The following is a 24,359-nucleotide window of genomic DNA, read 5'->3' on the forward strand; positions in this document are numbered from 1 at the left end:
CAGCTGGCCCGCCGCGCAGCCGATGGGCCACCCGATGCCTCGGCCCGCGCCGAGCACCCGACCGGAGGTGGACCCGCATGCGCATTCGCTCGCGCCGGCTGACGGCGGTGCTGCCTGCTCTGCTGGGAGTCGCCCTCGCAGCGGCCGCGCCGTCGGCCGTGGCAGGAGCAGCCGGCTCCGGTACGGCAGCGCCGATCCGGCCGGCGGCCTCCGCACGCCCGGTGATCGTCACCGGGTCGCGCACGACCGTTCGCCATGCCGAGGCCCAGCTCGCGGGCGTGCCCGGGTTCCACCGCCTGCCCGTGGCGCACGGGTTCGCCGCCGAGCTGACCGACCGGCAGGTCCAGGACCTGGGCGCGCGCGGCCTGCATGTCTCCGAGGACGTCCCCGTCACCGTGAGCGACGCCGACTGGGGCGCCGGCAGCCACGACGCCTCCGCGGTCTACCCGGCGGTCGACGGCGCACCGGTCGCCTGGGCGGACGGGGTCGACGGGGATGGCATCGGGGTCGCCGTCATCGACACCGGCATCAGCACCGGCGGCGACCTGGCCGGCAAGGTCGTCGACGGCTACGACTTCTCCGGCGAGGGCAGCGCCACCACCGACAGCTTCGGCCACGGCACGTTCGTCGCCGGGCTGATCGCCGGGTCGGGCGCGGCCTCCGGACACGCCGTCGAGGGCGTCGCCCCCGGCGTCGACCTGGTCTCGCTCAAGGTCGCGGGTGCCAACGGCTCCAGCGACGTCATCCGCGTCATCACGGCCATCCAGTGGGCGGTCAACCACGCCGCCAAGGACAGCATCCGGATCCTCAACCTCTCGCTCGGGACCGACTCGACCCAGTCGTGGCGGATCGACCCGCTCGACGCCGCGGTCGAGGGTGCGTGGCGCGCGGGCATGGTCGTCACGGTCGCTGCCGGCAACGCCGGCGCCGCCGGCATCTCCAAGCCGGGCGACGACCCGTACGTCGTGACGGTCGGTACCTCCGACGACGCGACCACGGTCGACGCCTCCGACGACCGCGTCGCTCCCTTCTCCTCGACCGGGCCGACGGCGACGGGGATCGCCAAGCCCGATCTGGTCGCGCCCGGCTCCCATGTCGTCTCCAGCCGCGCAGCCGGGTCCTCGGTCGACAACCAGTACCCCGCCGCGCGGATCGATCCGAGCTACTTCCGCGGCTCCGGTACGTCGTTCTCCGCGCCGCAGGTGGCCGCCGCCGCGGCGCTGCTGCTGCAGCAGCGACCCGACCTCACCAACAACCAGGTCAAGGCGCTCCTCGTCGGGACCGCCGTGCCGTTGCCCGCCGCCCCGGCCTCGGCCCAGGGTGCCGGCGAGCTGGACATCGAGGCCCTCCTGGCAGCGCCCACCGCGGCCGGCGCCAACCAGGGGCTGGGCCACTCCGACGGCTCGGGCTCGCCGGTCACGTCCGAGGGCTCCCTGCTCGCCGCCGGCAGCCCGAGCTCCGGTGACGGCGTGGCCTGGTCGTCCTCGGCGTGGAACAGCTCGGCGTGGAACAGCGCGGCCTGGAACTCGGCCGCGTGGAACTCGACGGCCTGGAACTCCTCGGCCTGGAACTCGACGGCGTGGAACTCCACGGCCTGGAACTCGACCGCCTGGAACTCCACGGCCTGGAACTCCACCGCGTGGAACGCGGGCGGCTGGGCATCGACGTCCTTCTGGTCGACGGCATGGAACTGAACGGGCGCCGGCGGGCAGCACCCCGGGTGCTGCCCGCCGGCGGCATCCTCGCGGTGTGCGCCGCGGTCGGTCTGGGTGCCGTCGCGGCGACCCTGCTCGCCGGCCTCCTCGACGGCGGCCCGGCGCTCGCGCGGCCCGTGACGTTCTCGGTGCTCACCGCGCTGCTGGCCTACACCCATCTGCGCCCGGTCCGGATCGTGCACCGTCACGGGACCGTCGAGTCCGACCACCTCGACGAGGCACTCGTGCCGCTGATGATCCTGATGCTGAGCCCGGTCGAGACGGCGCTGGCGATCGCGGTCGCCTCGCTCGCCGGGAACATCGCCGCGCGGCGGCCGCCGATCAAGATGGTCTTCAACGTCGGGCAGACCGTGCTGGCCGGCCTCGCGGGCTACGCCGTCGCCCACCTCATCCACGCCGACACCTCCGCGCCGATCGCCCTCGGCGCCGCGGTGGCGTGCGGCGTCGGTGGGCTGGTCTTCGCGCTGGTGTCGTCCGCGGCGGTGGCGGGGATCGTCCGGCTCGCCGTGGGCGATCCCGTCCTCACCGGCCTGTGGGAGCACTGGCGCAGCCGCGGCGTGGCCTCGCTCAGCGCCCTGCTGCTCGGCCTGGTCGCCGGGGTGGCCGTCCGCGACCACCCCTGGGCGGCACTGCCGGCCATCGTGCTCGGGTGGACCATCGAAGCGGCGTACGTCGCCGTGGTGGTGCAGCGCCAGGGCCGCCTCGCCGCCGAGGCGCTGCAGGCAGGGGTCGTCGCGGTCCGGGGCTCCGGTGAGCCCGACGAGGTCCGCGCGCACCTCCTCGCCGCGGCGAGGGAGGTGCTGCACTGTCGCGTCGCCGACTACGTGTCGCCCGACGAGCCGCGCGGCCACGGGGAGCTGCGCGCGCCGATCGACGCCGAGACCGACCTGCGGGTGGCCGACCGGATCGGCGGGGGCGCCTGGATCGACACCGAGCGCGACGCGCTGAGCACCCTGGCGAGCGTCGGCGCCGAGACCCTGCGCAACGCCCGGCTGGTCGCACACCTGCGTGCGGTCACCGACGCCCAGTCCGAGGGCGTGCTCGCGGTGGACGCGAGCGGCGTGGTCACGTTCGCGAACCCGGCCGTCTGCGGCCTGGTGACGCCCTCGGCCGACCTGCTCGGCCGCCACGCCGACGAGGTGTTCACCGTCGAGCGCGGGACCGGCCGGCTCAGCCTCGCCGAGATGTGCGCGTCGGGTGCCACGATCCGCGACGAGGACGCGGTCCTGGTGGTCGGCGGACGGCGTACGCCGGTAGCGCTGACCGCCACCGGCCTGCGCTCACCGCACGCCGGGGCCGTGCTCGTGCTGCACGACATCACCGAGCGCAAGGCGTTCGAGGAGAAGCTGTCGTTCCTCGCGTTCCACGACCCGCTGACCGGCCTGCCGAACCGCCGCCTCTTCCAGGACCGCGTCGAGCACGCGCTGATCCGGGCCGACCGCCACCAGACCCGGCACGCGCTGCTCATGCTCGACCTGGACCGGTTCAAGCTCGTCAACGACTCCTACGGGCACCCGATCGGCGACGACCTGCTCGTCCATGTCGCCGCCGTGCTGAAGCGCACCATGCGCCCGGAGGACACCTGCGCCCGTCTGGGCGGCGACGAGTTCGCCATCCTCATCGAGGACATCGCCGACGCCCAGCAGGCGGTCGCGGCGGCCGAGCGGATCCTGGACGGCATCTCCGAGGGCGCCACCGTCGGCGGCCACGAGGTCTTCGTCAGTGCCTCGATCGGCATCGCCACGACCGACCAGGTCGCGTCCCGCGAGGCCCTCGTCGCGGCCGCCGACAGCGCGACGTACGCCGCCAAGGCGGCCGGCAAGGGGACCGTCCGGATGTTCGCGCCGGCCACGGCCGAGGATCCGCGGGCGCGCCTCGAGCTCGAGACCGCGCTGCGCCGGGCCCTCGACGACGGCGACTTCGAGCTCTACTTCCAACCGGTCGTCGACACCGTGTCGGGCGCGATCGTCGGCGCGGAGGCGCTCGTGCGGTGGAACTCCGCCGACGGGGTGGTGACGCCGCTGCGCTTCGTGCCCGTGGCCGAGGAGACCGGCCTGATCGTCCCGCTCGGCGCGTGGGTGCTGGAGGAGGCCTGCCGGCAGACGCTGGCCTGGACCCTCGCCCACCCGGAGCGGGTCCCGCTGAAGGTCAACGTCAACCTCTCGATGGTCCAGTTCAACCGGCCGGGGCTCGCCGCCGACGTCGAGGCCGTGCTGCTGCGCACCGGCCTGCCGCCCGAGCAGCTCTGCCTGGAGCTGACCGAGTCCGGGATGATGAACGACACCGAGCGCACCATCGCGACGTTGGTCGAGCTGAAGGCCCTCGGGGTGGGGGTCGCCATCGACGACTTCGGCACCGGCTACTCCTCGCTGTCCTACCTGCAGCGGTTCCCGGTCGACGTGGTCAAGATCGACCGCGCCTTCACCGCCGGTCTGGGCAGCAGCCGGGTGGACTCCGAGATCGTGACCGCCGTGGTCCGGTTGGCCGCGGCCTGCGGCATCAGCGTGGTCGCCGAGGGCGTCGAGACGGTCGCGCAGCGGGAACTGCTCGTCGAGCTGGGCTGCCCGCTGATCCAGGGCTACCTGATCGCCAGGCCGCTGCCGGCCGCGCGGTTCGAGGAGCTGTGGCTGGCCGAGCCGCGGCTGGCGCGACGCCCGGCCTGAGGTCGCCTACCCCTGCAGGCCGATCGTCGCGGCGTACACGTCGAAGCCGTGGGGGAGCCGGTGGGCGGGGTCCAGCTTCGGGCCGGACTCCAGCACCGGCGTCGCGGTCGTCAGGATGCGCGCCAGGAAGGCCTGGCCGAGCAGGATCGAGAGGCCCGCGCCGGGGCAGCCCTGCGGTCCGTGGCTGAAGAAGTTGAACGACCAGTCCTCGCCGGCGGTGCCCTCGCTCCACTCCTCGGGGGCGAACCGGTCGGCGTACGGGATCCGCTCGCGGTTGCGGTGGTTGAACAGGTTGTGGATCAGCAGCGGCGTCCCGGCCGGCGTCTTCTCGCCGTTGGTCCAGCGCACGTCCTCGGCCTGCACCCGGCCGAACAGCCCCGTCGTCGGCCACAGTCGCATCGTGTCGAGGATGCAGCCGGCGAGGTACGACGCCCCGGCGATCGCCGCGACGTCGCCGGACGCGTGCCCGGCGACCTCCGCCAGCGCCCTGGCGCGCTGGTCGGGGTGGGTCGCGAGCACCCCGAGTGCGCGGAACAGGTTGGCCGGCAGGGTGTCGCCCATCGCGAACAGCCAGTGGATCAGCTGGCCGGGGACGTCGGTGGCCTCGTCGTGCGGCGCGCCCGCGATCAGGCCGGTGAGCGCGGCGGCGTCCGGTGCGTCGACGTACGCCGCCAGGTGCTCGTGGAACTCCTCGTACCCCTCGGCGGGAGAGCCGGGCATCGAGTTGCCCGCGGCCATCAGCTCGCCGAGCCGCTCGGAGATCCAGACGTCGTCGGCGGCGTACTCACCGAGGACGACGCGGCGGGTGAGCCGTTGGAAGGCGAGGTTGAGCGCGGCGAAGGTGAGCGGCTCGCCCGCCGCGACCAGCGCGTCGGCCTCCTCGGCGGCCAGCGCCACGAAGCCGGAGGCGAGCGAGTGCAGCGGGCTGCCGGTCTCCAGCACCGCCTCGGCGAACGCGCGCCGGTTGGCCCACAGGTCGCCGCGCGAGATCGACAGCGCGGTCGGCTGGAAGGCGCTCATGCCCTTGCGCTTGGCCTCGGGGTCGGGCGCGAACGGGCTCGGGCTGCCGCCGAGCACGACCCTGATGTCGTCGGGGTGGGTGAGCAGCAGGGTCTCCTCGGCGCCGACGCGCACCCAGAACGGGTCCGGGCCGTACTTCGCGGCCAGGCCGGCGACCAGGTCGTAGGCCAGCCGCTCGGCCGGCACCTTGTTCATCACCGCGACGACCTTCTCGCGCTTGCGGAACAGGCCCTGGGCGACGTTGGGGACGCCGACCTGCGCGGTGAAGCGCACGCCCTCGATCACGGAGGCGTGCTTGAAGTCCTGGGACACTAGATCTCCTGGGGGAGTAGTTCGTCGGGGACGCCGAACGCGTCCACGAGGGTGAGGGCGTGCTTGCTGAGGTCGCGGCAGAGCGTGTCGACGACGCGCGTGATCGCCTTGGCCCGCTCGGTCGAGAGCCGGCCGTGCTCCAGCCACCAGGCGCGGTCGCGCTCGATCTCGGAGAGGGCGTGCAGGCTGGCGACCTGCGACAGGAGGTCCCGCTCGGGACCCTCGGGCAGCGCCTGCACGTTGGTCAGGAACGCCTCGAACACGATCCGCTCCGCGTGGGCCGACGCCGCGGCGAGCAGGTGGTGCTGGCAGCGGCTGAACACCTCGGCGGGGTCGGCGTCGGAGTCCATGCCCGCCTTGAGCCGACGGGCGACGCTCGAGGTGATGCGCTCCTCGCGGGTGCGCAGCATCGCCAGCTGGTAGTCGTGGTCGACGAGCTCGCCCCCGGGCTCGGCGACGTCATGGCCACCCACGGTGTCCTTGACCCGCTCGATGATCGCCCGGGCGATGGTCTTCTCCGCGAACGCCTCGGCCGCCTGGCGGCCGACGAAGCGCGCCATCGCGACCCCGTCCAGGGACCCGAACTCGTCCTTCAGGTCGGTGAGCCGGCCCTTGCCGACCAGCTGCAGCAGGATCGTGTTGTCGCCCTCGAAGGTGGTGAAGACGTCGGTGTCGGCCTTGAGCGCGGCGAACCGGTTGGCGGCGAGGTAGCCCGCGCCCCCGCACGCCTCGCGGCACTCCTGGATGGTCCTGGTCGCGTGCCAGGTGCCGAGGGCCTTGGTGGCCGCGGCGCGGGACTCCAGCGCCCGGCGCCTCCGCTCGTGCTGCTCGCCCTCGCCGTCGCCGCTGAACGAGTCGCGGAAGTCGCGGGCCAGGCGGGCCTGGGCGAAGTTCAGGGCGTAGGTGCGCGCGATCAGCGGCAGCAGCCGGCGCTGGTGCTGGCCGTAGTCGAGCAGCAGCGACTCGGGCTCGCCGGGAGGCCCGAACTGCCGGCGCTCGGCGGCGTACCGCGTCGCGATGGTGAGCGCGACCTTGCTGGCCTGGATGCCCGCGCCGCCCACGCACACGCGGCCCTGGACCAGGGTGCCGAGCATGGTGAAGAAGCGCCGGTCGGGGTTCTCGATGGGGGAGCTGTAGACGCCGTCGGCGCTGACGTCGGCGTACCGGTTGAGCAGGTTCTCGCGCGGCACCCGCACCTGGTCGAACCAGATCCGGCCGTTGTCGACGCCGTTGAGGCCGAGCTTGCGCCCACAGTCCTCGATGCGTACGCCGGGAAGGGGCTGGCCGGCCTCGTCGCGCAGCGGCACGAAGAGCGCGTGCACGCCGTGGCTCTCGCCGCCGACGACCAGCTGCGCGAAGACCGCGGCCGCCCGCGCGTGGCGCGCCGCGTTGCCGATGTAGTCCTTGCGGGCGCTGTCGTCCGGGGTGTGGATCACGAACTCGTCGGTGTCCGGGTCGTACGTCGCCGTGGTGCCCAGCGCCTGCACGTTGGAGCCGTGCCCGGTCTCGGTCATCGCGAACGAGCCGAGCAGCCTGGCCTGCGCGATGTCGGCGAGGTAGGCGTCGTGGTGCCGCTTGGTGCCGAGCTGGTGCACGGCACCGCCGAAGAGACCGAACTGCACGCCGAACTTCACCAGCACCGAGAGGTCGCCGTACGCGATCGTCTCGAAGGCCGCGACGTTGCCGCCGACGTCGTCGTTGCCGCCGTACTCCTTCGGGAAGCCGGACGCGGTCAGGCCGGCCCGTGCGGCCTCGACGACCATGTCGCGCACCCGGTCGCGGTACTCGTCGGAGGACCACTCCTGCGCCTGGTCCACGAAGGACGCGTTCTCGACGAGATAGGTCCTCACCTGTGCGCGGAGCGCGCCGTACTCGCCGTCCAGGAGGCTGGCGAGTACGGCGCCGTCCACGGCCTCGGTCGGGGTGACGTCGGTCCGGGCGGTCTCTGCGGTCATCTCAGCCCCAGGGCAGGTAGGCCTTCACGGTGTCCGCGGCTCGGATGATCCGCGGCTTCTTGCCCGGCTCGGCCTGGCCCAGCTCGTGCCACGGTGCGAACACGCGCTCGGCGTCACCGACGACCGGCTCCAGCTCAGGGTAGTGCCGCAGCAGCACGTCCTTCATGGAGTTCTCGTTGACCCAGTCGAAGCCGGTCTTGGTGTAGACCTCGGGCCGGAAGTCCTTGGTGAAGAAGCGGTCCGACTTGAGCCGGCGCGAGGCCATCAGGATGAAGATCCGGAAGGCGGTGTCGGAGAAGCCGAAGCCCTTCGGCGGCTGCTCGGCCTGCATGCCGATCTGCAGGTCGACCGCGTTGACGTCGCCGTTGTAGAGCTCGTTGATCTCCTTGGCCCACTGCTTGTTGGGCGTGATGTCCTCGATCCGCTTGCGCCGCGGCATCCGCAGCGCCTCGCGGAAGTCGTTGTAGCGCGGCACGCCGCGCTCACGGTCGCGCACGATGTCGAGGGTCGCGAGGTCGGTGACCTGGCCGTCGACGCGGGTGAGGTTGCGCAGGGCGTTGGGGTAGTTGTGCAGGCAGACCGCGCCGGCGCTGGCCTTGCCGATGGAGTACCACTGGTCGCCCATCGACAGGCTGTCCATGAAGTCGCGGGTGTAGCTGCCCTGGATGTCGGTGAAGTACTGGTGGGAGAGGAACTCGCCGCTCTCCACCGAGTAGAAGTCCCAGTCGTCGGGGATCAGCGGGTGCATCCGGTAGACCGAGACGAACTCCTCGGTCAGCGAGAAGGGTGCGCTGTGGTGGTCGGTCGCCGAGCCGACGATGCCGGAGAGGGCCTCGCTGTCGCCGATGCGGCCGATCCTGTCGCGGAAGGTCTCGCCGAGGGCGCCGTACCAGTTCGCGTTCATGCCGATCTGCAGCGCCGGGTGGCGCAGCACGCACGGGGTCCACTCGACGGTGTGGATCTTGGCGATCAGCGCGGAGACCACGAGCACGCCGAGCTCGAAGAGACGCTGGTCGCCGAGGTCGGGGTGCGCCTTCTTGATCGCGGCGACCACCGAGTTGTGCTCACGGGCGAACAGCGTGTGCAGCAGACCGGGGCCGAACCAGTAGTTCTCCTGCATGCCGGTCAGGTCGACCCCGGGGATCTCGCTGACCGGGAGGCGGCCGTTGTCGTCGACCTTGATCCGGCCGTCGACGAAGGTGCGGATCTGGCCCTGCTTGTCCTGGCCGCTGCCGTAGATCTGCGAGCCGTCCCACCAGTGCGTCTCCTGGTTGGCGAAGACCGGGGCGGGCTTGCCGTCCTCGATCTCGCCGTGCAGCGGCAGGGTGTCCCGGATGATCATCGGGTTCTCGGGGAAGTCGTCGCCGTCCTGCAGCGGGATCGAGATGAACCGCGTCGGGTCGCCGTTGCCGTGGAAGAACCAGTTGTGGTTCTCGAACTGCAGCCAGGCCGCGCCGAGGGCGTTGAGGATGCCGGCCGGCTTGAAGGTGTCGCGGGCCATCAGCTTGCGGCTGATCTCGCGCGGGTCGGGGTTGAGCAGGTTCTTGCGGTCCACGACGGTCTTCTCGATCGGGACGTTGCGGCCGAAGCCGGTGCCGCGGGCACCCATCATCGGGCAACCCAGGTCGTTCCAGGTGCCCTCCGGGGTGCGGGCGCGCTGCACCTCGGGGGTGGGCTCGCCCATGTCGCCCTCGGGCCGGATGCCCTCGCCCTCGAAGAGGTTCTTCTCGCGCAGGTCGTCGCGCGCCTTGGACAGGTTCACCAGCTGCAGCGCCAGCGACGGGTGCTGGTACCACTCCAGTCCGAGCGGGTTGGTCGGGTCGAGCGGGTTGGGCTTCATCAGGCCTCCTGGTCGGGCTGGTCGGGCTGGCTGGGCTGGGTGGGCTGGGTGGTGGAGTTGGTGCGGAGCGCGAAGTAGCCGAGCATCACGTAGGACTTGGTGGGCAGCCGGTAGAGGATCTTGCCGAGGTAGGCGCCCGGCACCAGCTGCACCAGCTCGTCGCGGATCGAGCGGATCAGCAGCCGCGGGTTGCTCTCGATGTCGGCGTAGTCGATGACCATGACCTCGCGGTCCGGGTCGTCCTTGCCGGCCTCGACGTAGGTCGTGAAGTCGAACGCGACCTTGCCCGACTCCTCCTCGCGCAGGGAGTAGCGCGGCCAGAGCGCCTTGCTGACCAGGGTGGCCTGGTCGGTCATCCGGTTGTCGCCGGTCTGGGTCTCGGAGTCGAAGCGCTTGCCCTCCCAGGGCATCCACGCCGAGGTGAGCGCGTTCAGGGCGACGTCGGTCAGCTTGGTGGTCGTGGTGAGCACCAGGATGCCGTCGGTGGGACCGTCCAGCCCCCGGGCGGGGGAGCCGGCGCGGAACAGCTCGTTGAGCTGCGGCTCGGCCGCCGAGCGGTCCGACCTGCCGAGCTCCTGGAGCTCCACGATCCGCGCCCAGGCGGCCGCCGCGGCGCCCCCCGGGTCGGTGACGGCCTGCGCCTGCCACGCCGCGACGGAGTCGACCGCCGTGCTGTTGTCTGCCATCGGTACCCCCAGTGTGTGACGGGCCTCACCAGCCCGATAGGGACTCTAGGACCATCGGACAGGGGTGCGCAGCCCCTTCGGCTCGTGACCTCCCACAGCGATCGCGGCGTCCGGCTGTGGACCCTCACAATCGCGTTCTCCGCTCCGGTTGCGTCTCGTAGGGTCCCGCTATGACCGACGACGCTCCCGACGACACGGGCGAGCTCCGCGCCTTCGCCGCCTCGTTGCTCGACTCCGTGACCCAGCGTGGGGCAGAGGTCGCGGAGCGGGTCCGCGAGCGGATCCCGTTCTACCGGGACGCGTCGTCGGTCACCCTCGCCGACCTCGAGGCCAGCTGTGGGGAGAACATCCGCTTCGTCATCGAGGCGCTCGCGCAGGGGGTGCCGCCGGACGCCGCTCCCGCGGCAGGGACAGGGGTACGCCGGGCGCAGGCCGACGTCCCGCTGCCGGCCGTCCTGGCGGCGTACCGGATCGGGTTCCAGGTCACCTGGGAGCGCTTCGCCGCCGAGGCGCGGGTGCACGGCATCTCGGCCGAAGCGATCCTCGCCGCGACCGCCGACGCGATGGTCGCCCACGACGTGTTCACCGAGGTGATGGCGGGCGCGTACAACGCCACCGTGACCGCGCGGATCGTGAGCCAGGAGGCCGAGCGGTCCGCGCTGGTCGAGGCGCTGCTCGGGGGAGCGGTGCTCGACCGGCGCACGCTGTGGGAGGTCGCGGACCTCCTCGGGCTGCCGGTGTCCGGGCGGTTCGCGGTGGCCGCGGCCGTCCTGTCGCAGCCGGGCCGGTTCGCGCTGCCCGGCGTCGAGACCGACCTGCTCGGCGTCGGGTGCCGGTCCGCGTGGCGGCTGCTCGCCGACGTCCAGGTCGGCGTGATCGACCTCGGCGACACCCGGCTGGAGCGGGTCATGGAGGTGCTCGGCGGCGGCACCGCCCGGGTCGGGCTGAGCCCGGAGTTCGACGAGATCAGCGCGGCTGCCCGCGCGACGGAGCTGGCCCGGCTGGCCGGCACCGCGGCGCCGGCCGGCGGTGGCGTCGTACGGTTCGAGGACCAGCCGGTCCGGGTCGCGGCGGCCGCCGGCGGCGAGGTCGTGCAGCGCGTCGCGGCCGAGGTGCTCGGTCCGCTCGACTCCCTCGCGGAGGCCGAGCGCTACACGCTGCTGGACACCCTGCAGGTCTGGATCGAGGTCGGCGGATCGGCCACCAAGGCCGGCGAGCGGCTCTACTGCCACGCCAACACGGTGCGCTACCGGCTGCGCCGGCTCGAGGAGAAGACCGGGCGCCGGCTCGACCGGCCCGCCGACGTGGCGGCGCTGGTGTTCGCGCTCGAGGCGCAGGCCACCACTCAGTCGTGGTCGGACAGGAAGTCGTCCACGTAGACCCAGGTCGTGCCCGGCGCCTTGGTGCCGGTCAGCACGCCGAGGTGCCCGCCGGGCGCCATCGGCAGCCGGACGTCGGGCGAGTTCGGCAGCAGGTCGCCCACGTGGTGGGCGACCGGCGCCGGGACCAGCACGTCGGTCTCGCCGGCCACGTTCATCACCGGCACGGTCACGTCGGCCAGGTCGACCAGGCGGTTCGGGCCCTGGATCTTGCCGCTGGCGAGCTCGTTGCGCAGGGCCAGCCGCTGGTAGGCCTGCAGCGTCGCCCGTCCGGGGTAGGTGAGCATGTTGTTCATGATGTGGTCGACGGCCTGGATCTGACCGAGGAAGTCGCGCTCGTCGCGGCGGCTCCACAGCGTCTTCGGCTTCTTCAGGTACGTCGTCGCGGCGGTCGCCTTGAAGCCCAGGCTCACCAACGGCGCCGGCACCGAGCCCGCGGCCTTGAGTGCGGTGCCGACGATCCGGCCGCCGGTCACCTTGCTGATCGCCCGCACCGGCGCCAGCATCGGGTTCTTGGACAGGTCGAACGGGCTGGCCACCATCGCGACCGAGCGGATCGGCAGCTCGGTGTGGACCGCGGTCGTGCCGATCGAGAACAGCCCGCCCATGCACCAGCCGACCAGGTGCACGTCCTGGCCGCCGGCGTCCTCGGAGACCTTGCGGATCGCGGGCGGCAGCACGTCGTTGATGAAGTGCTCGATGCCGAGCAGCCGGTCCTCGCCCTTGAGCGGCCCGTAGTCCACCAGGTACGTCGGCCGGCCGCTGTCGACCAGGTGCTGGGCCAGCGAGAGGCCCTGGCGCAGGTCGAAGCAGAACGCCTGCGCGCCCAGCGGCGGGACGAGGAGGACCGGGAGGCCCCGGGTCTCGACGGTCTCGTCGGCGATGTAGCGCCGCAGCTCGCGGGTGCGGCCGGAGTCGATCACCTCCGAGGGCGTCCGGGTGGTGTCGGCGATGCCGCCCTTGACCAGGAAGTCCCACAGGTTGGTGATCGCCTGCCGGCGTACCTCCAGGGAGCGCTTGGGGTCGAGCAGCTTGGGCAGGCGGGATCCGGTCTCCGACACGACAACCTCCAGGTGAGAGCGGGCCCCATTGTGGCCCACGCCACAACGAGCCGTCAGGCGGATCGTGACGCAAGCCCGCCGGCCCACACCTCGCGCACCAGCGGTACGCCGGGGCGGTAGGCCAGGTGCACATGGCTGGGCGCGTCGAGGAGGACCAGATCGGCCCGGCCGCCGACGACCACGCTCCCGACGTCGGAGCGGTCGAGCGCGGCCGCACCACCGGCGGTCGCGGCCCGGACGGCCTCGGCGGGGGTCATGCCCATCTCCCGCACCGCGACCGCGATGCAGAATGGCAGCGAGCTGGTGAAGCAGGAGCCGGGGTTGCAGTCGGACGCCAGCGCCACGCGCACCCCGGCGTCGAGCAGCCGGCGCGCGTCCGGGTAGGGCTGGCGCGTCGAGAACTCCACGCCCGGCAGCAGCGTGGCGATCGTCCCGCTCTCGCGCAGCGCGTGCACGTCGTCGTCGCCCAGGTGCGTGCAGTGGTCGACGGCGACGAGGCCGAGCTCGGCGGCGAGCCGCGCGCCCGCGCCGGGGCCCAGCTGGTTGGCGTGCAGCCGGCCGCGCAGCCCGGCCGCCGCGCCGGCGGCCAGCACCTCGCGCGCCTGGTCGGCGTCGAAGGCGCCGCGCTCGCAGAACGCGTCGATCCACTTCGCGTGCGGCGCGGCGGCGGCGAGCATCGGGCCGGTGACCAGCGCGACGTAGCCGGCCGGGTCCTCGGCGTACTCGGGAGGCACGACGTGCGCGCCGAGGAACGTCGTCTCCTCGGTGAACGCCCGCGCCAGTCGCAGCGAGCGGGCCTCGTCCTCGACGGTCAGCCCGTAGCCGGACTTGATCTCGACGGTGGTCGTGCCCTGCGCGCGCATCTCCGCGACGAGCCGGCCGATGCCGTCGCTGAGGTCGGCGTCGGAGGCGGCACGGGTCGCGGCGACCGTCGTACGGATGCCACCCGCGGAGTAGGACTCACCGGCCATCCGGGCGCGGAACTCCTCGGCCCGGTCGCCGGCGAAGACGAGGTGGCTGTGGCTGTCCACGAAGCCGGGGAGGACCGCGCGGCCGCCCGCGTCGACCACGGCGTCGGCGGCGGGGGCGTCGGCCGCGGCACCCACCCAGGCGATCCGGTCGCCGTCCAGGACGACAGCCGCGTCGTGCCGGATGCCGAGCAGGTCGTCGGCCGCCGCGTCGTTGGTGACGAGCTCGCCGATATTGGTCAGCAGGGTGCTCATGCCCACACCCTCTCGATCGCCGCCGCGAGCTCGCGCCCGACCCGCGCATGGTCGCCGTCGAACACGGTGCGCCCGTCGATCACCACCTCGGTGACGTCCGCGGAGGTCGCGGCGAAGACGGCGGTGTGCACGTCGTTGCCGGTGCCGGCGGTGCGGGGGCTGGCCGGGTCGAGGAGGGCGACGCCGCGACACTCGAGCGCGAGCGAGGCGTGGCCGTGGGCGGTCGCCGTGGCGAGCAGGTCCTCGGCCGACCAGTGCCCGCGCACGCCGGTGCGCAACCGGTCGTGCATCTCGACGCCGCGCATCTCCTCGAAAAGGTCGACGACCGCGTGGCTGTCGGAGCCGAGGCAGATCCGCGCGCCGGCCGCGTGCAGCTCGCCGCCGCGGCCCAGCCCGTCGGCCAGGTCGCGCTCGGTGGTCGGGCACAGGCAGACCAACGATCCGCTGTCGCCGATCAGCCGGACGTCGGCGTCGGTCAGGTGGGTCGCGTGGACCAGCGTCGTCCGCGGCCCCAGGACGCCCTCCTCGGCCAGCACGGCCGTCGGCGTCATCCCGTACGCCGCCAGGCAGGCGTCGTTCTCGGCCGGCTGCTCGGACAGGTGCACGTGCACGGGCCCGCCGAGGGAGGCGACCGTGCCCATCTGGTCGCGCGGCACGGCACGCACGCTGTGGATCGCCGCTCCGACCCGGTCGTCGCCGAACGCCGCCACCCGCTCGGCCCACGCCTCGGCGGTCCCGTCGCTGAAGCGCCGCTGCACGCCCTCGGGGGGCCGGCCGATGCCGGAGGTCAGGTAGCAGGTGTCGAGCAGCCGGATCGCGATGCCGGCATCGTTGGCGGCGGCGAGGAGGGCGCGGCCCATCTCGTTGGGATCGTCGTACGGCGTCCCGTCGGGCTGGTGGTGCAGGTAGTGGAACTCGCCCACGGCGCCGATCCCGCCGGCCACCATCTCGGCGTACGCCGCGCGCGCCAGCTCGAAGTAGAGGTCGGGCGTCAGCCGCGCGGCGAGGTCGTACATCTGCTCGCGCCAGGTCCAGAAGCTGCCGGTGCCGCGCTGGGTGCGGCCGCGCAGCGCGCGGTGGAAGGCGTGCGAGTGGGCGTTGGCCATGGTGGGGACGGAGAGCGTCATCGGAGCAGCTGCTCCAGCGCGTCGGCCAGTGCGGTCACGCCGGCCAGGCAGTCCACGGTCTCGGCCGTCTCGTGCGGCGAGTGCGACACACCCGACGGATTGCGGACGAACAGCATCGCGGTCGGGATGCCGGCGTCCTGCAGGATCCCGGCGTCGTGCCCGGCCTGCGTGGGCAGCACCGGTACGTCGCCGAGCGAGGCGGCCAGCCGGTCCCGCAGCGGTACGTCGAACGCGACCTCCCCACTGACCGACTCGGGCGTCATGGTCAGCGTCGTGCCGTCGCGCTCGGCGCGGTCGGCGGCCTGCCGGGTCACGGCCTCCACCAGGCCGCTCAGGGTGTCGCCGGACTCCGCCCGCGCGTCCAGCCACGCGGTCACCTGGGACGGGATCGCGTTCGTCCCGTTGGGCCGTACGTCGATCCGGCCGAACGTCGCGCGCTGCCCGCTCAGGCGGGCCTGCTTGTTCGCGGCGAGCGCGGTCATCGCGAAGGTGAGCATCGGGTCGACCCGGTCCTCCATCCGCGTGGTGCCGGCGTGGTCGGCGCGGCCCGTGATGTCGAAGCGGTAGCGGCCGTGCGGCCAGATCGCGCTGCCGACGCCGACCGCGGCGTCGCGGTCGATGAGGGCCCGGCCCTGCTCGACGTGGAGCTCGACGTACGTCTCCACGCCCTCGAGCAGCGTGGACGCGCCACCCTCGATCACGTCACCGAGCCGTACGCCGTCGCGGTCGGTCAGCTCGCGCGCCTCGGCCCACGACGTCGCGCCGACCGCGAGCCGGGAGCCCAGGCAGGCCCGCCCGAAGCGGGATCCCTCCTCCTCGACGAAGGCGGCGACGCCCAGCCGGCGGGACGGCTCGAGGCCGCGCCAGCGCAGCTCGTCGAGGGCGGCGAAGGACGAGACGACACCGAGCGGCCCGTCGTACGCGCCACCGTCGAGGACGCTGTCCAGGTGGGAGCCCGTGAGTACCTTGCCGGCGCCGGCCGGGCCCCACCAGGCGACGAGGTTGCCGAACGGGTCCTCCTCGACCTCGAGACCGCGCACCGCCGCGGCCTCCCGGAACCAGGAGCGCAGCTCCAGCTCCGCCGACAGCCACGGCTGGCGGAAGTAGCCGCCCGAGGCGGCCGAGCGGCCGATGGGGGCGAGGTCGCCCCACATCTGCTCGAAGTCGGGGAGGGACACGGATCAGCCTTCCTGCATCGGGATCCGGACGCCACGCTCGGCGGCGACCTCGATCGCACGCTCGTAGCCCGCGTCGACGTGGCGGATGATGCCCATGCCCGGGTCGTTGGTCAGCACGGCCTCGATCTTGGCCGCTGCGAGCTCGGTCCCGTCGGCGACACACACCTGGCCGGAGTGGATCGAGCGGCCCATGCCGACGCCGCCGCCGTGGTGGATGGACACCCAGGTGGCCCCCGAGGCGACGGCGGTCATGGCGTTGAGCAGCGGCCAGTCGGCGATGGCGTCGGAGCCGTCGAGCATGGCCTCGGTCTCGCGGTACGGCGAGGCCACCGAGCCGCAGTCGAGGTGGTCGCGACCGATGACGATCGGCGCCGTGAGCTCACCGCTCCTCACCATCTCGTTGAACTTCAGGCCGGCCAGGTGCCGCTCCTGGTAGCCCAGCCAGCAGATGCGGGCCGGCAGACCCTGGTAGTGCACGCGCTCCTGCGCCATGCCGATCCACTTGTGCAGCCGCTCGTTGTCCGGGAACAGCTCGAGGATCGCCTTGTCGGTGGCGGCGATGTCGGCCGGGTCACCGGAAAGCGCGGCCCAGCGGAAGGGGCCCTTGCCCTCGCAGAACAGCGGACGGATGTACGCCGGCACGAAGCCGGGGAACTCGAAAGCGCGGTCGTAGCCGCCCTTGCGCGCCTCGTCGCGGATCGAGTTGCCGTAGTCGAAGACCTCGGCGCCGGCGTCCTGGAACTCCACCATCGCGCGGACGTGGGTGGCCATCGACGCCTGCGCGTCCTTGGTGAAGCCGGCGGGGTCGCGCTCGGCGGCCTCGTGCCACTCCTCGAAGGGCACGCCGACCGGGAGGTAGGACAGCGGGTCGTGGGCCGAGGTCTGGTCGGTGACGATGTCGATCGGCGCCTTCCTCTCCAGCAGCCTCGGGAAGATGTCGGCGGCGTTGCCGAGCAGGCCGATGGACAGGCCGCGCCGCTCGTCGCGGGCCTGGACGGCCAGCTCCAGCGCGTGCTCCAGGGAGTCGGCCTGGACGTCGAGGTAGCGGTGCTCGATGCGCCGGGTGATCCGGCTCTGGTCGACGTCGACGCAGATCGCGACGCCGTCGTTCATGGTGACCGCGAGCGGCTGGGCGCCGCCCATGCCGCCGAGGCCGGCGGTGAGGGTGATGGTGCCGGCCAGGGTGCCGCCGAAGCGCTTGTCGGCGACCGCGGCAAAGGTCTCGAAGGTGCCCTGCAGGATGCCCTGGGTGCCGATGTAGATCCACGAGCCGGCCGTCATCTGGCCGTACATGGTCAGGCCGAGCTCCTCGAGCCGGCGGAACTCCTCCCAGTTGGCCCAGTCGCCGACCAGGTTGGAGTTGGCGATGAGCACGCGCGGCGCCCACTTGTTGGTCTTCCACACGCCGACCGGCTTGCCGCTCTGGACGAGCATCGTCTCGTCGTCCTCGAGGTCGCGCAGGGTGCGGACGAGGGCGTCGTACGCCTCCCAGCTGCGGGCGGCCTTGCCGGTGCCGCCGTACACGACGAGGTCCTCGGGACGCTCGGCGTTCTCGGGGTCGAGGTTGTTCATCAGCATCCGCAACGGCGCCTCGGTCTGCCAGCTCTTGGCGGTCAGCTCGGTGCCGTGGGCGGCGTGGATGGGCAGGCGGGGGTTCGTGCTGGTCATGCGAGCTCTCCGATCACGTTCACGGCGGCCGCGGTGACGCGGCGGTCGGCGACGAGGTGGTAGGCGGTGTCGATCTCGGGGGCGAGGAAGCGGTCGGTGCCGGGGCCGCCGACGCCGGCCTCGCGCAGGAGCGCCACGACGGCGCCGGTGGCCGGGCTGGGGGTCAGCGGCGCCCGGAGGTCGAGCGCGCGGGCCGCGGTCATCACCTCGATGGCGAGGACGCGGGTCAGGCCGTCGACGGCCCGGCGGAGCTTGCGCGCCGACGACCAGCCCATCGAGACGTGGTCCTCCTGCATGGCGCTGCTCGGGATGGAGTCGACGCTGGCCGGGTTGGCGAGGCGCTTGAGCTCGGAGACGATCGCGGCCTGGGTGTACTGCGCGATCATCAGGCCGGAGTCGACGCCCGGGTCGTCGGCCAGGAACGGCGGGAGGCCGTGGTTGCGCGCCTTGTCCAGGAAGCGGTCGGTACGCCGCTCCGCGATCGAGGCCAGGTCGGCCGTGACGATCGCGAGGAAGTCGAGGACGTAGGCCACGGGGGCTCCGTGGAAGTTGCCGTTGGACTCGACGCGCCCCTGGTCGGCCAGGACGACGGGGTTGTCGACGGCGGAGGCGAGCTCGCGCGAGGCGACCGACGTGGCGTGCGCGACGGTGTCGCGGACCCCACCGTGGACCTGGGGCGAGCAGCGCAGCGAGTAGGCGTCCTGGACCCGGTTGCAGTCGGGTCCGCGGTGGGAGGCCACGACGCCCGAGTCCTTGAGGAGTGCGGTCAGGTTGGCGGCGGAGGCCGCCTGGCCGGGGTGCGGGCGGATGGCCTGCAACTCGGGGGCGAAGACCCGGTCGGTGCCGAGCTGGCCCTCCACCGACATGGCCGCCGAGATGTCGGCGACCTTGAGCAGGTCGGTCAGGTCGTGGATGGCGAGCACCAGCATGCCGAGCATGCCGTCGGTGCCGTTGATGAGGGCCAGGCCCTCCTTCTCCTGCAGCTCGACCGGCGTCAGGCCGGCGGCGGCGAGGGCGGTGCCGGCGTCGGTCAGCTCGCCGTCGGCGGTGCGGACCGGACCCTCACCCATCAGCGCGAGGGCGCAGTGGGCGAGCGGGGCCAGGTCGCCGGAGCAGCCGAGCGAGCCGTACTCGTGGACCACCGGGGTGATGCCGTGGGTGAGCAGCGCCGCCATCAGCTCCGCCGTCTCCCGGCGTACGCCGGTGTGGCCGGTCGCCAGGGTCGAGAGCCGCAGCAGCATCAGCGCGCGGACGACCTCGCGCTCGACCTCGGGGCCGGAGCCCGCCGCGTGCGAGCGGACCAGCGAGCGCTGCAGCTGGGCACGCATCTCGGTCGGGATGTGCCGGGTGGCGAGGGCGCCGAACCCGGTGGAGATGCCGTACGCCGGCGTGGGGGACACCGCGAGGTCCTCCACCACGGCGCGCGCCCTGTCGATCGCGACGAGCGCCTCGTCGCTGAGGGTGACTGCGGCGCCGTGGCGGGCGACCGCGACGACGTCCTCCATCGAGACGGCTCCGGTGCCGACGACCACGTGTTCTGCCATGTCTCCATTGCAGCCCTCGGAGGGGTCCGGCGCCAGCGCCGTCGAGATCGTTGTGTCTCGTATATGAGACCCTCGGGGCATGAGCCACGTGCCGTCCGCCACCCGCGCCCTGCGGGTCCTGCGGTTCCTCTCCTCGCAGGCCGACCCGGTGCCGCTGGACGCGATCATGCGTGCGTGCGAGCTGCCGCGGAGCACGACGTACCACCTGGTCAACGCGATGATCGACGAGGGTTTCGTGGTGCACCTCGCCGACGAGCGGCGCTACGGGCTCGGGGTCGGCGCGTTCGAGGTGGGCAGCGGCTACTCGCGGCAGGCGCCGTTGCAGCGGATCGCCCGCCGGCCTCTCGCGCAGCTGGTGGACCGGATCGGGCACAGCGCCCACCTGGCGGTCCTGCACGGCCGCGACGTCCTGTACGTCGTCGAGGAGCGTGCCCCCGGTCGCCCGCCGCTGGTGACCGACGTCGGCGTACGCCTGCCCGCGCACCTCACCGCCAGCGGCCGCGCGATCCTGGCGCAGCTGTCGGCGGCCCAGGTGCGTGCCCTGTATCCCGACAGGGACGCGTTCGTCGACCGCACCGGGAGCGGACCGCAGTCCCCGACGGCGCTGCGGGCGGTGCTCGCCGACACCCGCCGGCGCGGCTACGCCCTGGAGGACGGCGAGGTGACGGCCGGCCTGCGCAGCATCGCGGTACCCGTGGTCGACCACAACGGTCACCCGGTCGCCGGCGTCGCCGTCACCTATCCCTCGGACGCCACCGACCCGCCCGCCGCGGTCATCGCCCAGGTGGCGCGGCAGCTCTCGCAGCGGCTCGGCGCGCGCGGGTAGGTTCGCCCCGTGGCGGATCTCTTCGGGCAGGGCGCGCACCAGGTCCGGTTCGACTGGGGCCCGGTCGGTGCTGTGTCGGTCGGGGCCGAGGTCGTCGTGGTGGTCGACGTGCTGAGCTTCTCGGCCTGCATCACGGTGGCGGTGGAGCGCGGGATCGAGGTGTACCCCTACCGCTGGCGCGACGCCAGCGCCGAGGCGTACGCCGAGCGGCTCGACGCCGTGCTCGCTCGCGGTCGCTCCCACACCGAGCCCTCGCTGTCACCGGCGGCCCTGCTGCGCTGCGAGCCCGTGCCGCGGCTGGTGCTGCCCTCGCCCAACGGCTCCACGATCTGCACCCTGCTCGGGGAGCGGGGCTGCGTGGTCGGCATCGGCGGCGTGCGCAACGCCCGGGCGGCAGGGGAGTGGCTCGCGTCCGCCGTGGAGGCGGGACGGGTCGTCGCGGTCGTCGCCGCCGGCGAGCGCTGGGAGTCCGACGACTCGCTGCGCCCCGCGCTCGAGGACCAGCTGGGAGCGGGCGCGGTCCTGTCCGCGTTGGCGGGCATCGTGCCGCAGGCCGACCTCAGTCCGGAGGCGCGGGCCGCGGCGACGTTGTACGACGCCCTGCGCCCGGACCTCACGTCCGTGCTGCGCGCCTGCGTCAGCGGCCAGGAGCTCATCGACCGCGGCTACGCCGGTGACGTCGAGGTGGCCGCCGAGCTGGACGGTTCGGGCGTGGTGCCGGTGCTGGTGGAGGGGCGGTTCGTGGCCGCCGCTACGGGCGGGTCCGAGGCGGCCGCACCTTAGCGCGGGTCCCGGGCGACGAGCTGGACGGCGCGACAACGGCACGGGCTTCGCCCGCGCCGCCGCCACGCGGCCGCCACGGAGTGCGATCGCTCTTCGGGGAGTTCTCCCGGCACCTGGTGCCGGGCGGACTCCCGCCTATGTCCTTCGGTGGAACCGGTAGTCGCCGGTCGTCAGCTTGGTCATGTCGTAGCGGGTGTCGTGGGCCCGGTGGTGATGGTGGCTGCAGAGCAGTACGCCGTCGGCGAGGTCGGTCCTGCCGCCTTGGGACCAGGGCGTGAGGTGGTGTGCTTCGCACCAGGCTGCGGGGATCGAGCAGCCTTCGGCGCGGCATCTGCGGTCTCTCAGTCGCATCGCTTTGCGTTGGGGTGGTTGGAACAGGCGTCGTGCTCGGCCGAGGTCGAGGGGTTCGGACGTGCCGCCGAGGACGACGGGGATGATCTTCGCCGTGCACGCCAACCGGCGGGCCTCGCTGGCGGAGATGACGGTGTCGCCGAGCATCGCGGATCCGAGCTCGTTGAGGAGTCCCTCGAAGGGGATGGTGACCATGATGGTGGTGGCGTCGCCTCCGTGGTCGGGGAGCCTCTTGGGGTCGAGTAGTTCGAGGAGGCGGCAGAACGCCTCGCCTCGGTTCCGGGATCGGGTTTGGGTGACCCTCGGGGAGTCTTGGGCTTCGAGGTAGGTGAGGGCTCGTTCGGAGACGGCGTCGGGGAGGTCGCAGATCCAGCGGGTGATCCCGTTGCCGCGTTTCCGGATCCGGATGGCGACCTCGTCCCCCGCGGCCTGCTCCTCGCGCTCCAACGCCTTGCCGAGCTCTGCTTCGGCGATGTCGGGCGCGACGACCTCGAGGATCTTGGTGCCCAGGACCTGGAGGTCTTTGGGGTCGTAGATCGCGGCGAGCTCGATCAGGTGCGCCTCGGCCTGGAGACGGACCGATTGGTCGACGGCCTCGGAGAGCCTGTCGATCGAGCGGATGATGACCCGCGCTTGCGCCTCGTTCACCGCGCCTTCGCGCATCGCAGTTGCCGTGAGCGGGTGGGCCTCGAGCGCCTCGGCCAGCCGCAGGGCAGCCCGTCCGGCCGATCCGGTGATGCGGGTGGCGTGGGCGAGCCAGCAGCCGGCGTCACGCGAGCCGTGCTCGTCGGCAACATCGCCGGATGCGGCGAGGACCCGGAGCTTCAGCTCGGCGAGCTGGCTCTCCACCCGGGCGATGTCGGTGAGGAGGTCGGCCTTGTCGCGGGTGCGGAGGTAGTCGGCCGGCATGTCCGCGACTGCCGCGAGGTCGTTCTGAAGAGACCGCGCGCACGCGAGAAGCGGGTGCAACGACACCGTTCCTGCGACCATGAGAAGCTCCCCGAGACGGACTGATCAACTACCTCTCATAGTACACCTGTTCGAACGTTTTCGGTCGCCCGAAATCGAACAAAATCGCAGGTCAGGACAGGTTTTGTGGGCGGCCGCGGAGCGGCGGCGCGGGCGGAGCCCGTGCCGTTGTCGCGCCGTCCAGCTCGTCGTCCGGGACCCGCAGTCAAGGACCGCGCAGCGGCCGCGCAGCGGCGCCGAAGGCGTCCTTGACGGCGGGTGACGACGAGCTAAGGTGCGGCCGCCCAGCATCAACCCCGAAGAGCATCAGCGAGAGAGCCAGTACCTCGCCCCCACCACCAACGCCCGCACCCCGATCGACAGCGTCGGCTCGATCACGGGAGCGAAGAGGGGCGAGTGGTTGAACGGGATGGAGTCCAGGTCCCCGGCCGCCATGGCGGCACCGACGACCTCGGGATCCCCGCCCCCGAGGAACCAGTAGCAGACCGGCGCACCGACGCCATCGGCGATCCGGCCGACGTCCTCGCTGCCGGTGACGGGGCCGTAGTCGATGACGGCGTCCTCGCCGAACGCCTCGGCCAGCGCCGACCGGGTGGCCTCGGTGGCGTCGGGGTCGTTGACGAGGACCGGCAGCGACTCGACGTACTCGATGGAGGGCTCCCGCGTCATCCCGGCGGCTGTCGCCTCGGCGCGGATGATCCGCTCGATCGCGCCGGTGACGCGCTCCCGCATCTGCGGCTCGGTCGTGCGCACGCTCAGCAGCAACGTCGCGGTGTCCGGGATGATGTTGTGCTTGGTGCCGGCCTGGATCGCACCGACCGTGACGACGACCCGCTCGGCAGCGGGGACCTCCCGGGAGACGACCGTCTGCAGTCGGGTCACGACGGCGGCGGCCGCGACGACCGGGTCGATGGTGGCCTCGGGCCGCGAGCCGTGGCCGCCGCTGCCGTAGAGCGTCACGGTGATGTTGTCGGCGCCGGCCATCGACGGGCCCGCGTGGACCGAGAGCAGCCCGGCGGGAAGCGGGGTGACGTGCTGGCCGAGCACGATCGACGGACGCGGGAAGCGGCTCGCGATGTCGTCCTCGACCATCGCCAGCGCGCCGCCGCCGATCTCCTCGGCGGGCTGGAAGTAGGCGACCACCGTGCCGGACCACTCGTCCCGCGAGGACGCGAGCTCCGCGACGGCACCCAGCAGGCACGTGACGTGCATGTCGTGGCCGCACGCGTGCATCACCGGCACCTCCACGCCGTCCGCGTCGATGGCTCGCACGGTGCTGGCATAGGGGAGCCCGGTCTTCTCCTCGACGGGCAGTGCGTCCATGTCGGCCCGCAGCCCGACCACGGGTCCGTCGCCGTTGCGGAGCACGCCGACGACCCCGGTCCGGCCGACGCCGGTGGTCACCTCGAGGCCGAGCTCGCCCAGCCGTGAGGCGACGATGCCCGCGGTCCGCGTCTCGGCGAAGGACAGCTCGGGATGGGCGTGCAGGTCCTGGTAGAGGTCGCTGAGGTCCACGGGACGACTATCCCCCCTGGGCGATGCGCTCCACCAGCGCGCGGGTACGCCGCGGCATCCGCTGTGACAGCGAGATGGCGGTGCTGGAGCGGGTGATGCCGGGGATGTCGAGGATCTCGTTGGTGACCCGGTAGAGGTCGTCGGCGTCCTTCGCCGCGATCATCACCAGCAGGTCGGCGTCGCCCGTGGTGGCGTGCACCTCGACGACCTCGGGGATCTCCGCGAGCCCGGCCGTGGCCCGGTCGCCGTGGTCCTGCGCGATCTCCAGCGACATGAAGGCGAGCAGGGGGTGGCCGAGGACCGCCAGCGAGAGCCGCTGGCTGAACCCGAGGAACAGCCCCGACGCCTCCATCCGCCGCAGCCGCGCGTTGACGGTGTTCCGGGAGACACCGAGCTGCCGGGCCACGGTCAGCAGGGCGGTGTCCGGGTCGTCGTCGAGGGCGAGGACGATCTTCGCGTCCAGGGCGTCGAGGTCGATCATGCTTGTCACTATCGCACGCAAGAAGCGCCAAACACGCAGAAATGCCAAGCAGATCTGCGATCG

At 72.7% G+C, this 24,359-nt stretch carries 18 protein-coding genes; 5 read left to right on the forward strand and 13 right to left on the reverse strand.

The genetic code is table 11. From position 1 onward, the window contains the following. Positions 1-77 precede the first annotated feature (77 nt). Positions 78-1,694: a S8 family serine peptidase gene (locus ACYU8V_RS07805; protein ID WP_460846422.1), complete on the forward strand. Its 1,617-nt coding sequence runs from the start codon at positions 78-80 to the stop codon at positions 1,692-1,694. After that, positions 1,685-4,378: a putative bifunctional diguanylate cyclase/phosphodiesterase gene (locus tag ACYU8V_RS07810; protein ID WP_460846423.1), complete on the forward strand. Its 2,694-nt coding sequence runs from the start codon at positions 1,685-1,687 to the stop codon at positions 4,376-4,378. Before ACYU8V_RS07805 ends, ACYU8V_RS07810 begins: the two co-directional genes overlap by 10 nt. Positions 4,379-4,384: 6 nt before the next feature. Here ACYU8V_RS07810 and ACYU8V_RS07815 read toward each other — a convergent pair whose 3' ends face one another. The 4 genes from ACYU8V_RS07815 to ACYU8V_RS07830 are packed head-to-tail and all read right to left on the reverse strand — an operon-like array spanning position 4,385 to position 10,191. Further along, positions 4,385-5,710 (reverse strand): cytochrome P450, encoded by a 1,326-nt coding sequence (locus ACYU8V_RS07815; protein ID WP_460846425.1) that lies wholly within the window; start codon positions 5,708-5,710, stop codon positions 4,385-4,387. Continuing rightward, positions 5,710-7,665 carry an acyl-CoA dehydrogenase family protein gene (locus tag ACYU8V_RS07820; RefSeq protein ID WP_460846426.1) on the reverse strand — a complete coding sequence of 652 codons (1,956 nt, stop codon included), beginning with the start codon at positions 7,663-7,665 and terminating at the stop codon, positions 5,710-5,712. The genes ACYU8V_RS07815 and ACYU8V_RS07820 overlap by 1 nt, the downstream gene beginning before the upstream one ends. 1 nt (position 7,666) lies before the next feature. Continuing rightward, entirely contained in the window at positions 7,667-9,505 is a 1,839-nt protein-coding gene (locus ACYU8V_RS07825; protein WP_460846427.1) for a peroxidase family protein, read from the reverse strand. Further along, the gene (locus ACYU8V_RS07830; protein WP_460846428.1) at positions 9,505-10,191 is read right to left on the reverse strand and encodes a hypothetical protein; all 687 of its coding nucleotides are present in this window, start codon (positions 10,189-10,191) and stop codon (positions 9,505-9,507) included. The genes ACYU8V_RS07825 and ACYU8V_RS07830 overlap by 1 nt, the downstream gene beginning before the upstream one ends. Positions 10,192-10,361: 170 nt before the next feature. Here ACYU8V_RS07830 and ACYU8V_RS07835 point away from each other — a divergent pair, with 170 nt between their 5' ends. Beyond that, on the forward strand, positions 10,362-11,570 hold the full coding sequence (locus ACYU8V_RS07835; RefSeq protein ID WP_460846429.1) for a PucR family transcriptional regulator: 1,209 nt from the start codon (positions 10,362-10,364) through the stop codon (positions 11,568-11,570). Here the strand turns inward: ACYU8V_RS07835 and ACYU8V_RS07840 are convergent. The 6 genes from ACYU8V_RS07840 to hutH are packed head-to-tail and all read right to left on the reverse strand — an operon-like array spanning position 11,537 to position 19,371. Next, positions 11,537-12,631, reverse strand: a complete 1,095-nt coding sequence (locus ACYU8V_RS07840; protein WP_460846430.1) for an alpha/beta fold hydrolase — start codon at positions 12,629-12,631, stop codon at positions 11,537-11,539. The genes ACYU8V_RS07835 and ACYU8V_RS07840 overlap by 34 nt on opposite strands. Positions 12,632-12,684: 53 nt before the next feature. Continuing rightward, a complete protein-coding gene (gene hutI, locus ACYU8V_RS07845; RefSeq protein ID WP_460846431.1) occupies positions 12,685-13,854 on the reverse strand; it encodes an imidazolonepropionase in 1,170 nt (389 codons plus the stop codon). Continuing rightward, entirely contained in the window at positions 13,851-14,981 is a 1,131-nt protein-coding gene (locus ACYU8V_RS07850) for a formimidoylglutamate deiminase (protein WP_460846433.1), read from the reverse strand. Before ACYU8V_RS07850 ends, hutI begins: the two co-directional genes overlap by 4 nt. After that, a complete protein-coding gene (locus ACYU8V_RS07855; RefSeq protein ID WP_460846434.1) occupies positions 14,978-16,159 on the reverse strand; it encodes an allantoate amidohydrolase in 1,182 nt (393 codons plus the stop codon). The genes ACYU8V_RS07850 and ACYU8V_RS07855 overlap by 4 nt, the downstream gene beginning before the upstream one ends. Before the next feature lie 3 nt (positions 16,160-16,162). Continuing rightward, the gene (gene hutU, locus ACYU8V_RS07860) at positions 16,163-17,827 is read right to left on the reverse strand and encodes a urocanate hydratase (protein ID WP_460846435.1); all 1,665 of its coding nucleotides are present in this window, start codon (positions 17,825-17,827) and stop codon (positions 16,163-16,165) included. Next, positions 17,824-19,371 carry a histidine ammonia-lyase gene (hutH, locus tag ACYU8V_RS07865; protein WP_460846436.1) on the reverse strand — a complete coding sequence of 516 codons (1,548 nt, stop codon included), beginning with the start codon at positions 19,369-19,371 and terminating at the stop codon, positions 17,824-17,826. Before hutH ends, hutU begins: the two co-directional genes overlap by 4 nt. 79 nt (positions 19,372-19,450) lie before the next feature. Here hutH and ACYU8V_RS07870 point away from each other — a divergent pair, with 79 nt between their 5' ends. Both ACYU8V_RS07870 and ACYU8V_RS07875 read left to right on the forward strand, forming a co-directional pair. Beyond that, positions 19,451-20,197, forward strand: coding sequence for an IclR family transcriptional regulator (locus ACYU8V_RS07870; protein ID WP_460846437.1), 747 nt, complete (start codon positions 19,451-19,453; stop codon positions 20,195-20,197). 9 nt (positions 20,198-20,206) lie between these two features. Beyond that, complete coding sequence (locus tag ACYU8V_RS07875) at positions 20,207-20,980, forward strand: 2-phosphosulfolactate phosphatase (RefSeq protein WP_460846438.1); 774 nt, start codon at positions 20,207-20,209, stop codon at positions 20,978-20,980. A gap of 135 nt (positions 20,981-21,115) precedes the next feature. Here the strand turns inward: ACYU8V_RS07875 and ACYU8V_RS07880 are convergent, their stop codons facing one another. The 3 genes from ACYU8V_RS07880 to ACYU8V_RS07890 all read right to left on the reverse strand — a co-directional run bounded on the left by ACYU8V_RS07880 (position 21,116) and on the right by ACYU8V_RS07890 (position 24,296). Next, the gene (locus ACYU8V_RS07880) at positions 21,116-22,321 is read right to left on the reverse strand and encodes an HNH endonuclease signature motif containing protein (RefSeq protein ID WP_460846439.1); all 1,206 of its coding nucleotides are present in this window, start codon (positions 22,319-22,321) and stop codon (positions 21,116-21,118) included. Positions 22,322-22,606: 285 nt separating this feature from the next. Continuing rightward, positions 22,607-23,815, reverse strand: a complete 1,209-nt coding sequence (locus ACYU8V_RS07885) for an amidohydrolase (protein WP_460846441.1) — start codon at positions 23,813-23,815, stop codon at positions 22,607-22,609. Between the two features lie 7 nt (positions 23,816-23,822). Then, on the reverse strand, positions 23,823-24,296 hold the full coding sequence (locus ACYU8V_RS07890) for an Lrp/AsnC family transcriptional regulator (RefSeq protein WP_460846442.1): 474 nt from the start codon (positions 24,294-24,296) through the stop codon (positions 23,823-23,825). Between the last annotated feature and the right edge of the window lie 63 nt (positions 24,297-24,359).

The sequence above is a fragment of the Nocardioides ultimimeridianus genome (assembly GCF_054777895.1).

Coding starts and splice junctions, on each gene's coding strand:
- ACYU8V_RS07805 (WP_460846422.1), top strand. CDS start 78: ATGCGCATTCGCTCGCGCCGGCTGACGGCGGTGCTGCCTGCTCTGCTG.
- ACYU8V_RS07810 (WP_460846423.1), top strand. CDS start 1,685: ATGGAACTGAACGGGCGCCGGCGGGCAGCACCCCGGGTGCTGCCCGCC.
- ACYU8V_RS07820 (WP_460846426.1), bottom strand. CDS start 7,665: ATGACCGCAGAGACCGCCCGGACCGACGTCACCCCGACCGAGGCCGTG.
- ACYU8V_RS07825 (WP_460846427.1), bottom strand. CDS start 9,505: ATGAAGCCCAACCCGCTCGACCCGACCAACCCGCTCGGACTGGAGTGG.
- ACYU8V_RS07830 (WP_460846428.1), bottom strand. CDS start 10,191: ATGGCAGACAACAGCACGGCGGTCGACTCCGTCGCGGCGTGGCAGGCG.
- ACYU8V_RS07835 (WP_460846429.1), top strand. CDS start 10,362: ATGACCGACGACGCTCCCGACGACACGGGCGAGCTCCGCGCCTTCGCC.
- hutI (WP_460846431.1), bottom strand. CDS start 13,854: ATGAGCACCCTGCTGACCAATATCGGCGAGCTCGTCACCAACGACGCG.
- ACYU8V_RS07850 (WP_460846433.1), bottom strand. CDS start 14,981: ATGACGCTCTCCGTCCCCACCATGGCCAACGCCCACTCGCACGCCTTC.
- hutU (WP_460846435.1), bottom strand. CDS start 17,827: ATGACCAGCACGAACCCCCGCCTGCCCATCCACGCCGCCCACGGCACC.
- hutH (WP_460846436.1), bottom strand. CDS start 19,371: ATGGCAGAACACGTGGTCGTCGGCACCGGAGCCGTCTCGATGGAGGAC.
- ACYU8V_RS07870 (WP_460846437.1), top strand. CDS start 19,451: ATGAGCCACGTGCCGTCCGCCACCCGCGCCCTGCGGGTCCTGCGGTTC.
- ACYU8V_RS07880 (WP_460846439.1), bottom strand. CDS start 22,321: ATGGTCGCAGGAACGGTGTCGTTGCACCCGCTTCTCGCGTGCGCGCGG.
- ACYU8V_RS07890 (WP_460846442.1), bottom strand. CDS start 24,296: ATGATCGACCTCGACGCCCTGGACGCGAAGATCGTCCTCGCCCTCGAC.